Source organism: Pseudomonas sp. IT-P171, from assembly GCF_949767765.1.
GTDB lineage: Bacteria > Pseudomonadota > Gammaproteobacteria > Pseudomonadales > Pseudomonadaceae > Aquipseudomonas > Aquipseudomonas fluorescens_B.
Window position 1 is genome coordinate 201043 of record NZ_CATKQN010000055.1, and the last position, 13020, is coordinate 214062.

Sequence of the window (13020 nt, forward strand, 5' to 3'; positions counted from 1 at the left end):
CCTCTCAAATGCCTTAGTTGATTTCGATCATTTCGAAATCCATCTTGCCAACGCCGCAGTCCGGGCACAGCCAGTCTTCCGGCACGTCTTGCCACAGGGTGCCCGGCGCAATGCCGTCATCCGGCCAGCCGTCGGCTTCGTTATAGATCAGGCCGCAGACCACACATTGCCACTTTTTCATTCAGGTACTTCCTCAGGATTCAGGCTTATTGCCGGCGCGAACGGTCGATGATTGCAGCGTTGCCGTCCGGCTCAGGGCGTTTTGTACTGATCGGGCCCGGCAGATGCAAGCCTGTTCGGCGCAATGGCGCGCCGGTTCAATCAAAATCGCCGAGTGACATGGTAAGCTCGCCGCCTCATTTGCTGCCAATAATGACTCACTGTGCCGCACTCAAAACCTCCGTTCTGGCTTCCCCAAAGCCAACTCGCGCCCCTGCCCGACGCTTCTACCCTCGACTGGCTGTTCGACGAAGGCTCGCTGACCCGACGGCTGATCCGCCTGTCGAATGACGGTTTCAGCGTCACGCCATTGTTCGAAGGCTGGCAACCGCTGCGCGCCGACGAATGTGCCGCGCTGGATCTGGCCGAAGGCAGCGAAGGCTGGGTGCGCGAGGTGTATTTGCGCGGGCACGGCGAAGCCTGGGTGTTTGCCCGCAGTGTGGCGGCACGTAGCGCGTTGCAGGGCGACGGTTTGCACATGGACGAACTGGGCAGCCGCTCGCTGGGCGAATTGCTGTTCTGTGATCAGGCATTTCAGCGTCGCGCCATCGAGGTTTGTCACTATCCTCAGGAATGGCTGCCGATCGAGTGCCGGGCACCCGAACTGTGGGGCCGGCGTTCACGCTTCGACCGTGGCGCCTTGAGCGTGCTGGTGGCGGAGATTTTCCTGCCGACCTTGTGGCTCGCCGCCCGCGCCCATCCGGAGACCTGCTGATGTACCAGAGCCTGCTCAAGTCCCTGAACCGCTTGAACCCTCGGGCCTGGGATTTCATTCAGTTGACGCGCATGGACAAGCCGATCGGCATTTACCTGCTGCTGTGGCCGACGCTGTGGGCGCTGTGGATTGCCGGCAAAGGTTCGCCGTCGCTGGCCAATATCGTCATTTTCGTCCTTGGCGTGGTGCTGACCCGCGCCGGCGGCTGCGTGATCAACGATTGGGCGGATCGAAAGGTCGATGGCCATGTGAAGCGTACCGAACAGCGCCCGCTGCCGAGCGGCAAGATCAGCTCCAAAGAAGCGCTGGTGTTCTTTGCATTGCTGATGGGCGTGAGTTTCCTGCTGGTGTTGTGCACCAACGCGGCGACGGTCTGGTTGTCGTTCGGTGGCCTGGCGCTGGCCTTCACTTATCCGTTCATGAAGCGCTACACCTATTACCCGCAAGTGGTGCTGGGCGCGGCGTTTTCCTGGGGGATGCCGATGGCGTTCACGGCCGAAACCGGTGAACTGCCGGCCGCCGCGTGGTTGCTGTGGATCGCTAATCTGCTGTGGACGGTGGGCTACGACACGTATTACGCCATGACGGATCGCGACGACGACTTGAAGATCGGGGTGAAATCCACGGCGATTCTGTTTGGCGACGCGGATCGGGTAATCATCCTGGCGCTGCAAGGGTTGGCGTTGGGTTGCTTGTTGCTGGCCGGTTCGAAATTCGAGCTCGGCGGCTGGTTCCACTTGGGGCTGCTGACGGCGGCGGGCTGTTTTGCGTGGGAATTCTGGTACACCCGCGGCAAGGACCGGATGCGTTGCTTCCAGGCGTTTTTGCACAACCACTGGGCCGGGTTGGCGATTTTTGCCGGGATTGTGCTGGATTACTCGACCCGCTGATAAAGCACAAAGCCCTGTGGCGAGGGAGCTTGCTCCCGCTCGAGTGCGCAGCACTCGCAGATTTTGGGTCCGCTTCGCGGCCCAGCGGGAGCAAGCTCCCTCGCCACAGAAATCGTCAACAGGTGCTACATCTTCGGTCCGGAATTGGTGATGACGTGCCAAACGTCCTTCATCTTGTCACCTTCCTTTTGCCCCGGTTTCGTGTCTTTCATGAAGTAGTACAGCGGTTTGCCCTTGTAGGCCCACTGCATCGTGCCATCGTCACGCTTGACGATCGTCCAGTCCCCTTCGGCCTTGGCACCCGCTTCCGCCTTGAACGGCGGCCAGTTTTCCGCGCACTGGCCGGTGCACACAGACTTGCCGCCTGTATCCTTATCGAAGGTGTACAGGGTCATGCCCTTGTGGTCCGCCATCACACCGTCTTTCATCATCACAGGTTCAGCCGCGAAGGCCATTGATGGCAACGCCAGGGCTGCGGTCAGCATAAGAGCCTTGAAGGAATGCGAGTATTGCTTCATGGAAACCTTCCTTTTGTGGTTGTCAGGATTCGGACTTAGAGCTTAGTTCAGGATCATGACAATCGCCGGGCGACTAAAATACTGTCACACGACTGCAATAATTCCGTTATCTAATGCGGCGCAAGACAGTTAAATGACAAGAGGATTAATGGCATGGTTGGCAGGAGCATTCTGATCGTCGACGACGAAGCGCCCATTCGCGAAATGATCGCCGTTGCGTTGGAAATGGCCGGCTATGACTGCCTGGAGGCCGAGAACTCGCAGCAGGCCCACGCCATCATCGTCGACCGCAAACCGGACCTGATCCTGCTCGACTGGATGCTGCCCGGCACCTCCGGCATCGAATTGGCCCGCCGTTTGAAGCGCGATGAGCTGACCGGGGACATCCCGATCATCATGCTCACCGCCAAGGGCGAAGAGGACAACAAGATCCAGGGCCTGGAAGTCGGCGCCGACGACTACATCACCAAACCCTTTTCCCCACGTGAGCTGGTCGCACGCCTGAAGGCTGTGCTGCGCCGTGCCGGGCCTACCGATGGCGAGGCACCGATCGAAGTCGGCGGCCTGCTGCTGGACCCGATCAGTCATCGCGTGACCATCGACGGCAAACCGGCCGAGATGGGCCCGACCGAATACCGCTTGCTGCAATTTTTCATGACCCACCAGGAACGCGCCTACACCCGTGGCCAGTTGCTGGATCAGGTCTGGGGCGGCAACGTGTATGTCGAGGAACGCACCGTCGACGTACACATCCGTCGCCTGCGCAAAGCCCTCGGCGATGCCTACGAAAATCTGGTACAAACCGTGCGCGGCACCGGTTACCGCTTTTCTACCAAAGCCTGATCCGGACCTTTCCCGCCCGACAAGCTGACAAGGACGCGCGTTCAAGTGAACCAAAACTGGCATGGCACCCTGATTCGCCACATGCTGCTACTGGTCACCGCCTGCCTGGTGGTCGGCCTGATCACCGGCTACTACGGCTGGAGTCTCGCCGCGGGCCTGGGCCTTTACCTGGCCTGGACCCTCAAGCAATTGCTGCGTCTGCACGAGTGGCTGCGCCTGCACAAACCCGACGAAGCACCGCCGGATGGCTATGGCCTGTGGGGCGAAGTGTTCGACAGCATCTACCACCTGCAACGCCGCGACCAACGGGTACGCGGGCGCCTGCAAGCGGTGATCGACCGGGTTCAGGAATCCACCGCCGCGCTGAAAGACGCGGTGATCATGCTCGACACCGACGGCAACCTCGAATGGTGGAACCGCGCCGCAGAAACCCTGCTCGGTCTCAAGACGCCGCAGGACAGCGGCCAACCGGTGACCAACCTGGTGCGCCATCCGCGCTTCAAGGAGTATTTCGAGCAGGAAAACTACGCCGAGCCGCTGGAAATACCGTCGCCGATCAATGATCGCCTGCGCATTCAGCTGTATATCACCCGCTACGGCAACAACGAACACTTGATGCTGGTGCGCGACGTGACGCGCATCCATCAGCTGGAGCAGATGCGCAAGGACTTCATCGCCAACGTCTCCCACGAATTGCGCACGCCGTTGACGGTAATCTGCGGCTACCTGGAAACCCTGCTCGACAATGTCGAGGACGTGAACCCGCGCTGGAGCCGTGCCTTGCAGCAAATGCAGCAACAGGGCGGGCGCATGCAGACGCTGCTCAACGATTTGCTGCTGCTGGCCAAACTGGAAGCCACCGATTACCCGTCGGACAACCAGCCCGTGGCCATCGACGGCTTGCTGCAATCGATCAAGGGCGACGCCCAGCAACTGTCCGGGCAAAAAAATCAGCACATCACCCTCGAAGCCGACCCGACGATTCAGCTCAAGGGCAGCGAAGCCGAACTGCGCAGCGCGTTTTCCAACCTGGTGTTCAATGCTGTGAAGTACACCCCGGCCGAAGGCAATATCCGCATTCGCTGGTGGGGAGACGAGCAAGGCGCGCACCTGAGCGTTCAGGACTCCGGCATCGGCATCGACAGCAAACACCTGCCGCGCCTGACCGAACGTTTCTACCGTGTCGACTCCAGCCGCAATTCCAACACCGGTGGCACCGGGCTCGGGCTGGCGATCGTCAAACACGTGTTGCTGCGCCACCGCGCACGGATGGAAATCAGCAGCGTACCGGGCCACGGCAGTACGTTTACCTGCCATTTCGCGCCGGCCCAAGTCACCAAAACACGACTTATCAGCACGGCCGATTGATACCGACCGGCACTCGCCACTAGGCAATCGACAAGTCAGCCGCTACATTGGCTGACTTGTGCCTGCCTTTCAGGTGCACTTTTTTCTTTCCTTTCGAATACACGGAACCCGCAAAACTCCATCATGGACCCTTCCCCTGGCTTGACCCTCGCGACACTCTTCGCCGATTTCGGCATGATTCTTTTTGCTCTGATCCTGGTTTTGCTCAACGGCTTTTTCGTTGCGGCGGAATTTGCCATGGTCAAACTGCGCTCGACCCGGGTCGAGGCCATCGCTGAGAAAAACGGCTGGCGCGGGCACATCCTGCGCACCGTGCACAGTCAGCTCGATGCCTACCTGTCGGCGTGCCAACTGGGTATCACCCTCGCCTCCCTCGGCCTCGGCTGGGTCGGTGAACCGGCGTTCGCGCACATCCTCGAACCGATCCTTGAAGCCGTCGGCGTGCAGTCGCCCGAGGTGATCAAAGGCGTGTCGTTCTTCGCCGCGTTCTTTGTGATCTCGTACCTGCACATTGTGGTCGGCGAACTGGCCCCGAAATCCTGGGCCATCCGTAAACCCGAATTGCTGTCGCTGTGGACCGCCGTGCCCCTGTACCTGTTCTATTGGGCGATGTACCCGGCGATTTACCTGCTCAATGCCAGCGCCAACACGATTCTGCGGATCGCCGGCCAGGGTGAGCCCGGCCCCCATCACGAGCACCATTACAGCCGTGAAGAACTGAAACTGATCCTGCACTCCAGCCGTGGCCAGGACCCGAGCGACCAAGGCATGCGCGTACTCGCCTCCGCTGTGGAAATGGGCGAACTGGAAGTGGTCGACTGGGCCAACTCCCGCGAAGACCTGGTAACGCTGGAGTTCAACGCACCGCTCAAGGAAATCCTGGCGATGTTCCGTCGCCACAAGTTCAGCCGTTATCCGGTGTACGACAGCGATCGCCAGGAGTTCGTCGGCCTGCTGCACATCAAGGACCTGTTGCTGGAACTGGCGGCCCTGGACCACATTCCCGAGTCGTTCAACCTGGCCGAACTGACCCGGCCGCTGGAGCGTGTGTCGCGGCACATGCCGCTGTCGCAGTTGCTGGAGCAGTTCCGCAAAGGCGGTTCGCACTTCGCCCTGGTCGAAGAGGCCGACGGCAACATCATCGGCTACCTGACCATGGAAGACGTGCTGGAAGTGCTGGTCGGCGACATTCAGGACGAACACCGCAAGGCTGAGCGCGGGATCCTCGCGTATCAGCCGGGCAAGCTGCTGGTGCGCGGTGATACGCCTCTGTTCAAGGTCGAACGCCTGCTGGGCATCGATCTGGATCACGTCGAAGCCGAAACCCTCGCCGGGCTGGTCTACGAAACCCTGAAACGGGTGCCGGAAGAGGAAGAAGTGTTGGAGGTCGAAGGCCTGCGGATCATCATCAAGAAGATGAAAGGACCGAAGATCATTTTGGCCAAGGTGTTGATGCTGGATTAACTGTCGGCAGGGATTTTTGTGGCGAGGGCGCTTGCTCCCGCCGGGCTGCGAAGCGGCCCAACATCCTGCAACCGCGATCCTCCAGGCACACCGCATTCACCGGTTTACGACTGCTGCGCAGCCGAGCGGGAGCAAGCGCCCTCGCCACAGTGGATCGCCATCACCTCACTGCTTGCCCAACGCAAAGTTGGGCAGCGCCCCCACCGGTTGATTGAACTGGTACGGAATCGACACCAGCCCCAACCCGGTATTGCGCTGTACCACGAAATGCAGGTGCGGCCCGCTGCTGTTGCCGGTATTGCCTGACAGCGCCAGCGGACTGCCCACCGACACCCGCTGCCCTTCGCGAACGCTTACCGACCCTTGCTTGAGGTGCAGGTAAACGCCCATCGTGCCGTCATCGTGCAATATCCGCACGAAGTTGCCCGACGGATCGTTGCCGCGCCCGGACTGGGCATTCTCTGTTTTCACCACCACCCCGCCTCGCGCCGCGACGATCGGCGTGCCTACGGGCATGGCAATGTCCATGGCGTAGCGATTTCTTGGACCAAAGTGGCTGTACTGTCCATTGTTGCCCTGACTGAGCCGAAACGGTCCGCCACGCCAGGGGAACGGGTATCGATAGGCCATGGCAGCCCCTGAGGGGTCGCCCAGGGAGTATTCGAATTTGGGGGTGTATGCCAGCGGCATCTCCGCTTTCGTCGCCGTGAGCAGCGCCAGACGAATGCTGCTGCGCGCCGGCATGACCCGGCGAATCGGCCGGCTCGGCGCACCACTGACGTTTTGCAGCCCGGCGAAACTCAGCTCGATCTCTACTGGCGCATACAGGTCATTGCGCACGTAAACGCTGTCCACGCCCTTCTTCTTCGTGATAACGAGGTACACCTGACGCTCGAGGTGTTCGACCATGCGATCACGAAACGTGAACACCTGGGAGCCCTTCGTGGGGCGGTCGCTATAGGAGACCACGCCATTGGCATCGGTGGATTTGTAGATGGTCATGGCCATGGCCAAAGTGGACGCCATGGACAGACCACAGAAAAACAGCAGGCGCGCAAGCATGGGCAGGATTCTGTCGAGTAAGGCCTGGGGATGAGCCTAGCAGCTGCAATGGACCCGGGTAGTCGGCAGATGTTTCAAAATGGGCAGTTCAGCGGATGTGCGGCAAATTTGAGGGCCCCTTCGCGAGCAACCCCGCTCCCACAGGGGAATACGTTCCAATGTGGGAGATTCTATGTTTGGGGGGAACACCCAAACATAGAATTTGGCTTGTATTCGGTTTGGTTTTTCGTCAGGGCAAACATCACTCTGGCCAGCTTGCGTGCCAGGATAACCAAGGCCTGAGTGCCTTTTAGACCTCTGGCCAGATAGCGTTCGTAGTACGGCTTCCAGGTCGGCGAACGGCTGGCAGCCATAGCGCTATTGTGAAACAAGCGCCGGAACTCCGAGTCCCCTCGTTTAGAGAGTCGGCGCTTTTGATCCTTTTGTCCTGACTGCCTCACACGCGGATCCATGCCGAGGAAGGCGACGTACTCGTCGCTGTTGGCAAATTCCCCACGCATAAAAGCAGTGGCCGCTGCGGTGGCCGTCAGGAGCCCTACGCCCTCGATGGCCTGGCAACGCTTCACCTGATCATCAATCCCACCTTCCTCAGCAATTTCCTTGAGCGTTTTCTGAATCATCTTTTCGAACTGGGCAATGGCGGCCAGAAGCTGGTTGAAGTGCTCTTTCAGCAAGGATTCGTTTTTCCAGCTCTGCTTGAGTGCAACACAGGCCCGGACCAACTGAGCCCGACGGCGAAGCAGGCTTTTCATTTGTGTGTAAGCCTTCGGTGGCGGATTCCAGATCCTCAATCTGTCGGATTCGCGGCTCAAGTAACGGGCCAGCAGTTCGGCATCCAACGTATCTGTTTTCGCCCTCATGCCTATTCCATCGCGGTATTTGTTGAGGCGACTGCCATCGATGACGTAAACGTCATGGCCCATTTCATGGGCCATTTCCGTTGTATCAAGGTGATAGATATTGGTCGCTTCTAGCGCGATAGCGCTGTGCGCTGGCAGCGTCTTGAGCCATTGCTTCAAGGTTGATCGCTTGTTCGCGATATTTAGGGTCTTTTCCAGGTCGGATCGATAGATAACGATCTCGTCCTTCGCCACATCCACACCGACGACCACCTGCGAATCCAGGATTGTCATGGCACACCCTCCGAGCTAGGGTTTAGATACTTGACGGGGTTCACCGTTGCGCTGGCTTGTTTCTATCGTCGGTCCGAGCCGATGCATTCCTTATCGGCGCATTAGGTGAAGGGGTGGGACGAAGTCTCCCACGGTCTGTACTGGTCGGAGTCAGATGACGAGCTTTAGTCCCACCCACCCTTTCAAGTCTAAACATACAAGCGGGGTTGCTCGAGAAGACAGACTGTCAGGCGACGAAGATCACGCGCCGGGTACGAAATGCTTCTGCGCCGTACCACGTGCTATCAAACGTGAGATGTAATCCAGTTTCTGCGCGTCCTGATCGACAAAGCGGAACGTCAACTGCAGCCATTCGCTGTCGGGTTTCTGCTCATGAGCGACGATAGCGTGCAGGTAACCGTTCAGGCGGGCGACTTCAGCGTTGTCACCCTGCTCCATGTCAAGCACGGCGCTGTCGAGCACTTGCGGCAGCGCATCGGTGCGTTTCACGACCAGCAGCGCTTCCTTGAGGCTCAAGGCCTTGATAACGCATGGCTGAATGCCGTTCGGCAGGCGCAGCTGACCTTGCCCACGACCGCCGGAGGCTGCAGCGGCAGCAACCGGAGCCTTGACGGGCGGGCTGTTGAGCAGACCTCGGGATGGCGCAGCAACCGGGGCGGGGGCCGCCGCGACCACTTCCGCCTTGCCGCCGGTCAACGCGCTCAACGAATCGTTGCCGAACGCCGAGTTCATTTTGGTCGGCGCGCTGTTCATCAAGGTATCGAGCTTGCCGACCTTGTTCAGCGCCTGCTTGACCTTGGTCAGCAGTTGTTCGTTGGTGAACGGTTTGCTGACGTAGCCGGATACCCCGGCCTGGATCGCCTGGACGACGTTCTCTTTGTCGCCACGGCTGGTCACCATGACAAAGGGCATGGTCTTGAGGTTGTCCTGCTCGCGGCACCAGGTCAGCAATTCCAGGCCGGACATTTCCGGCATTTCCCAGTCGCACAGGACCAGGTCGAACGCTTCCCGTGCCAGCAAGGCCTGAGCCTTCCTGCCGTTGACCGCGTCTTCGATCCGGATCCCCGGGAAGTAGTTGCGCAGGCACTTTTTCACCAGGTCACGAATGAACGACGCATCGTCCACGACCAACACACTGACCTTACTCATCCATCACCCCTTAAAAAAATCCCGGCAAGCATACCGCTTTGCTGATGGCACATTGCCAAAAACCTTCAGTCACGCCGGGACTTTTCGTTCGCGGGTGCTGCTTCGAATTCGTAAGCCCGTAAACAAAAACGCCCGGCCAAAAGGCCGGGCGCTTTACTTGGGCAATCTTACTTATCGTCAACTTCGCCCGGAACATTAGCGGTTTCGCCACTTGTGCCTTCAACTTCTTGCTTCATGCGCTTGAGGCCCAGGTGACGCACATCGGTGCCGCGCACCAGGTAAATCACCAGCTCGGAGATATTGCGCGCGTGGTCGCCGATCCGTTCCAGCGAGCGCAGCACCCAGATGATGCTCAGAACCCGCGAGATAGAGCGCGGGTCTTCCATCATGTAGGTGGCGAGTTCACGCAGGGCGGTCTTGTATTCGCGGTCGATGATCTTGTCGTACTGCGCCACCGACAACGCCAGGTCGGCGTCGAAGCGGGCAAACGCGTCCAGTGCGTCACGCACCATGTTGCGCACCTGGTCGCCGATGTGGCGGACTTCAACGTAACCGCGCGGGGCCTCGCCTTCCTCGCACAACTGGATGGCGCGGCGGGCGATCTTGGTCGATTCGTCGCCAATGCGCTCAAGGTCGATCACCGACTTGGAGATGCTGATGATCAGACGCAAGTCGGACGCTGCCGGCTGACGACGGGCCAGAATGCGCAGGCATTCTTCGTCGATGTTGCGTTCCATCTGGTTGATCTGGTCATCGATCTCGCGAACCTGCTGGGCCAGGCCGGAGTCGGCCTCGATCAGCGCGGTCACCGCGTCGTTGACCTGCTTCTCCACCAGCCCGCCCATGGCCAGGAGGTGGCTGCGCACTTCCTCCAGCTCGGCGTTGAACTGTGCGGAGATGTGATGGGTAAGGCCTTCTTTACTAATCATGTTGGCGTCCTTGGAGCGTCCGGTAAGGTGCGGTGGGCCGCAGCGTCAGTTCAGTGAGCAACCACAGCTTCCTAGCCGTAACGACCGGTGATGTAGTCTTCGGTCTGCTTCTTCGCCGGATTGGTGAACAGGGTGTCGGTATCGCCGAATTCCACCAGTTTGCCCATGTACATGAACGCCGTGTAGTCGGAAACCCGTGCGGCCTGTTGCATGTTGTGGGTCACGATGACGATGGTGAACTTCGATTTCAGTTCGTAGATCAGCTCTTCGACTTTCAGCGTCGAGATCGGGTCGAGTGCCGAGCACGGTTCGTCGAGCAGCAGCACTTCCGGCTCCACGGCGATGGTGCGCGCGATCACCAGACGTTGTTGCTGGCCACCGGACAGGCCGAGTGCCGATTCGTGCAGACGGTCTTTGACTTCGTCCCACAGTGCCGCGCCTTTCAACGCCCACTCGACGGCTTCGTCAAGAATGCGCTTCTTGTTGATGCCCTGGATGCGCAGACCGTAAACCACGTTCTCGTAGATGGTTTTCGGGAACGGGTTCGGCTTCTGGAACACCATGCCGACGCGACGGCGCAGCTCGGCCACGTCTTCGCCCTTGCGGTAGATGTTATTGCCGTAGAGGTTGATTTCGCCTTCTACGCGGCAGCCGTCAACCAGATCGTTCATGCGGTTGAAGGTGCGCAGCAGCGTGGACTTGCCGCAGCCGGACGGGCCGATGAAGGCGGTCACGCGCTGTTTCGGGATGTTCATGCTGACGTCGAACAGCGCTTGTTTGTCGCCGTAGAACAGGCTCAGGCCCGGCACTTCGATGGCCACGGTTTCCTGCGCCAGGCTCAGGCTCTGCTTGTCGCGGCCCAGGGCAGACATGTTGATGCCGTGGGTATGTGCTTCGTGCTGCATGGGAGGCTCCCTGTGCTGACAAATTCGGTTCGGTTTTTGTGGGAGCCAGCCGGCTGGCGAAGGCATCACCGCGGTATCAGAGTTAAACCGCAGTGCCTGAATCGCCAGCAGGCTGGCTCCCACATATAGAAATCAATGCTGCAAATCAGCTATCCAGCGCTTTGTATTTTTCGCGCAGATGGTTGCGGATATAAACGGCCGACAGGTTCAATGTCGCAATCACCAGTACCAGCAGCAGCGCCGTGGCGTACACCAGCGGTCGTGCGGCTTCGACGTTCGGGCTCTGGAAGCCGACGTCATAAATATGGAAGCCCAGGTGCATGATCTTCTGGTCAAGGTGAAGGTACGGGTAGTTGCCATCCAGCGGCAGCGACGGTGCCAGTTTCACCACGCCCACCAGCATCAGCGGCGCCACTTCACCGGCGGCGCGAGCCACGGCGAGGATCATGCCGGTCATCATGGCCGGGCTGGCCATCGGCAGCACGATCTTCCACAAGGTTTCCGCCTTGGTCGCGCCGAGGGCCAGCGAGCCTTCACGCACGGTGCGAGGAATCCGCGCCAGGCCTTCTTCAGTGGCCACGATCACCACCGGCACCGCCAGCAATGCCAGGGTCAGGGAAGCCCAGAGCAGACCCGGCGTACCGAAGGTCGGTGCCGGCAGCGCTTCAGGGAAGAACAACCGGTCGACCGAGCCGCCCAGCACATAAACGAAGAAGCCCAGGCCGAACACGCCGTAAACGATGGCCGGAACGCCCGCCAGGTTGTTCACGGCGATGCGGATAATCCGGGTCAGTGCGTTCTGCTTGGCGTATTCGCGCAGGTAAACCGCTGCCAGTACACCGAACGGGGTCACGATCATCGCCATGATCAGGGTCATCATCACGGTGCCGAAAATCGCCGGGAAGATCCCGCCTTCGGTGTTCGCTTCACGCGGGTCGTCGCTGAGGAATTCCCAGACCTTGCTGAAGTAGAAGCCGATCTTGGTCATCGTGCCCATGGCGTTCGGCTGGTAGGCGTGAACCACTTTGCCGATGTCGATCACGACTTCTTTGCCGTTGGCATCGCGGGCCGTCAGGCTGTCGCGGTTGAACTGGGCGTGCAGGTCGGCAAGACGTGCTTCGACGTCCTGATAACGGGCGTTCAGCTCGGCGCGGTCGGTTTCCATGTCCGCTTGTGCAGCGGCGTCAAGGGTGCCGTTCAGCTCGAGCTTGCGACCGTGCAGGCGGATGCGTTCGAGGCCGGCGTTGATCGCGCCGATGTCGACTTTTTCCAGGGTCTTGAGCTGTGCGGCGAGCTCGTTGACGCGGGCAACGCGAGCCTGCAACTCAGGCCACGCGGCTTCGCCTTCAGCAATGACTTTGCCTTCCTGTTTGACGTTGACCAGATAGCCGTAGAAATTGCCCCACTCGCGACGCTCGATAGCCATGAGTTCTGGCGGAGTGGTTTGGTTAGTCAGCCACTCGCCGACGATCCAGGTGAAGTCGTTGCCGTTCAGGTCACGGTTGCCGACCTTGATCAGCTCGCGGGTCATGAACTCCGGGCCCTCATCGGGCACCGGCAGGCCAGCGCTTTTCAGGCGTTCGCGCGGCACTTCTTCTTTCTGCACGATTTCGCCGATGACCAGGTGATTGGCCTGGCCGGGCACGTCGTAGCTGGCGTGAATCAAATCCGCCGGCCAGAAGTGACCCAGGCCACGCACGGCAATCACCGCGAGCAGGCCAATGGTCATGATGACCGCAATGGACACCGCGCCACCGCTGATCCAGACGCCGGGGGCGCCGCTCTTGAACCATCCATTCAGGGAGTTCTGTTTCACAGACTTCTA

13 protein-coding genes are annotated in these 13020 nt (G+C 59.9%); 5 read left to right on the top strand and 8 right to left on the bottom strand.

The window, feature by feature from the left end; translation table 11 throughout:
- Nucleotides 1–13: 13 nt before the first annotated feature.
- Nucleotides 14–181: a rubredoxin gene (locus ACM6I5_RS23195; RefSeq protein ID WP_007954349.1), complete on the bottom strand. Its 168-nt coding sequence runs from the start codon at nt 179–181 to the stop codon at nt 14–16.
- A 201-nt stretch (nt 182–382) separates the two neighbouring features.
- On the opposite strand from ACM6I5_RS23195, the gene ACM6I5_RS23200 reads away from it, so the two are divergent.
- Together ACM6I5_RS23200 and ubiA are read left to right on the top strand one after the other, a co-directional pair.
- On the top strand, nt 383–934 hold the full coding sequence (locus ACM6I5_RS23200; protein WP_017341548.1) for a chorismate--pyruvate lyase family protein: 552 nt from the start codon (nt 383–385) through the stop codon (nt 932–934).
- Nucleotides 934–1824: a 4-hydroxybenzoate octaprenyltransferase gene (gene ubiA / locus ACM6I5_RS23205; RefSeq protein WP_414880364.1), complete on the top strand. Its 891-nt coding sequence runs from the start codon at nt 934–936 to the stop codon at nt 1822–1824. Before ACM6I5_RS23200 ends, ubiA begins: the two co-directional genes overlap by 1 nt.
- Nucleotides 1825–1949: 125 nt before the next feature.
- Here the strand turns inward: ubiA and ACM6I5_RS23210 are convergent, their stop codons facing one another.
- Complete coding sequence (locus ACM6I5_RS23210) at nt 1950–2342, bottom strand: hypothetical protein (RefSeq protein ID WP_017341550.1); 393 nt, start codon at nt 2340–2342, stop codon at nt 1950–1952.
- 153 nt (nt 2343–2495) lie between these two features.
- On the opposite strand from ACM6I5_RS23210, the gene phoB reads away from it, so the two are divergent.
- The 3 genes from phoB (at nt 2496) to ACM6I5_RS23225 (ending at nt 6017) form a co-directional block, all read left to right on the top strand.
- A complete protein-coding gene (gene phoB / locus ACM6I5_RS23215) occupies nt 2496–3185 on the top strand; it encodes a phosphate regulon transcriptional regulator PhoB (RefSeq protein WP_007896474.1) in 690 nt (229 codons plus the stop codon).
- A gap of 81 nt (nt 3186–3266) precedes the next feature.
- Nucleotides 3267–4553 (top strand): phosphate regulon sensor histidine kinase PhoR, encoded by a 1287-nt coding sequence (gene phoR, locus ACM6I5_RS23220; RefSeq protein WP_414884845.1) that lies wholly within the window; start codon nt 3267–3269, stop codon nt 4551–4553.
- A gap of 123 nt (nt 4554–4676) precedes the next feature.
- Nucleotides 4677–6017: a hemolysin family protein gene (locus tag ACM6I5_RS23225; protein ID WP_017341552.1), complete on the top strand. Its 1341-nt coding sequence runs from the start codon at nt 4677–4679 to the stop codon at nt 6015–6017.
- Nucleotides 6018–6182: 165 nt separating this feature from the next.
- Here ACM6I5_RS23225 and ACM6I5_RS23230 read toward each other — a convergent pair whose 3' ends face one another.
- The 6 genes from ACM6I5_RS23230 to pstA all read right to left on the bottom strand — a co-directional run bounded on the left by ACM6I5_RS23230 (nt 6183) and on the right by pstA (nt 13011).
- Nucleotides 6183–7079: a peptidoglycan DD-metalloendopeptidase family protein gene (locus tag ACM6I5_RS23230; protein ID WP_414884797.1), complete on the bottom strand. Its 897-nt coding sequence runs from the start codon at nt 7077–7079 to the stop codon at nt 6183–6185.
- A gap of 170 nt (nt 7080–7249) precedes the next feature.
- Nucleotides 7250–8212 (bottom strand): IS110 family transposase, encoded by a 963-nt coding sequence (locus tag ACM6I5_RS23235; RefSeq protein ID WP_414884798.1) that lies wholly within the window; start codon nt 8210–8212, stop codon nt 7250–7252.
- 240 nt (nt 8213–8452) lie between these two features.
- Complete coding sequence (locus ACM6I5_RS23240) at nt 8453–9361, bottom strand: response regulator (RefSeq protein WP_017341554.1); 909 nt, start codon at nt 9359–9361, stop codon at nt 8453–8455.
- 167 nt (nt 9362–9528) lie between these two features.
- The gene (gene phoU, locus ACM6I5_RS23245; protein WP_017341555.1) at nt 9529–10290 is read right to left on the bottom strand and encodes a phosphate signaling complex protein PhoU; all 762 of its coding nucleotides are present in this window, start codon (nt 10288–10290) and stop codon (nt 9529–9531) included.
- Nucleotides 10291–10361: 71 nt separating this feature from the next.
- On the bottom strand, nt 10362–11195 hold the full coding sequence (pstB, locus tag ACM6I5_RS23250; protein ID WP_017341556.1) for a phosphate ABC transporter ATP-binding protein PstB: 834 nt from the start codon (nt 11193–11195) through the stop codon (nt 10362–10364).
- Nucleotides 11196–11340: 145 nt separating this feature from the next.
- Nucleotides 11341–13011 (bottom strand): phosphate ABC transporter permease PstA, encoded by a 1671-nt coding sequence (pstA, locus tag ACM6I5_RS23255; RefSeq protein WP_414884799.1) that lies wholly within the window; start codon nt 13009–13011, stop codon nt 11341–11343.
- Nucleotides 13012–13020 lie beyond the last annotated feature (9 nt).

Bases quoted from the DNA above. Each gene is read 5' to 3' on its own strand.
- ACM6I5_RS23195 (WP_007954349.1), bottom strand. From the start codon at position 181: ATGAAAAAGTGGCAATGTGTGGTCTGCGGCCTGATCTATAACGAAGCC.
- ubiA (WP_414880364.1), top strand. From the start codon at position 934: ATGTACCAGAGCCTGCTCAAGTCCCTGAACCGCTTGAACCCTCGGGCC.
- ACM6I5_RS23210 (WP_017341550.1), bottom strand. From the start codon at position 2,342: ATGAAGCAATACTCGCATTCCTTCAAGGCTCTTATGCTGACCGCAGCC.
- phoB (WP_007896474.1), top strand. From the start codon at position 2,496: ATGGTTGGCAGGAGCATTCTGATCGTCGACGACGAAGCGCCCATTCGC.
- phoR (WP_414884845.1), top strand. From the start codon at position 3,267: ATGCTGCTACTGGTCACCGCCTGCCTGGTGGTCGGCCTGATCACCGGC.
- ACM6I5_RS23225 (WP_017341552.1), top strand. From the start codon at position 4,677: ATGGACCCTTCCCCTGGCTTGACCCTCGCGACACTCTTCGCCGATTTC.
- ACM6I5_RS23230 (WP_414884797.1), bottom strand. From the start codon at position 7,079: ATGCTTGCGCGCCTGCTGTTTTTCTGTGGTCTGTCCATGGCGTCCACT.
- ACM6I5_RS23235 (WP_414884798.1), bottom strand. From the start codon at position 8,212: ATGACAATCCTGGATTCGCAGGTGGTCGTCGGTGTGGATGTGGCGAAG.
- ACM6I5_RS23240 (WP_017341554.1), bottom strand. From the start codon at position 9,361: ATGAGTAAGGTCAGTGTGTTGGTCGTGGACGATGCGTCGTTCATTCGT.
- phoU (WP_017341555.1), bottom strand. From the start codon at position 10,290: ATGATTAGTAAAGAAGGCCTTACCCATCACATCTCCGCACAGTTCAAC.
- pstB (WP_017341556.1), bottom strand. From the start codon at position 11,195: ATGCAGCACGAAGCACATACCCACGGCATCAACATGTCTGCCCTGGGC.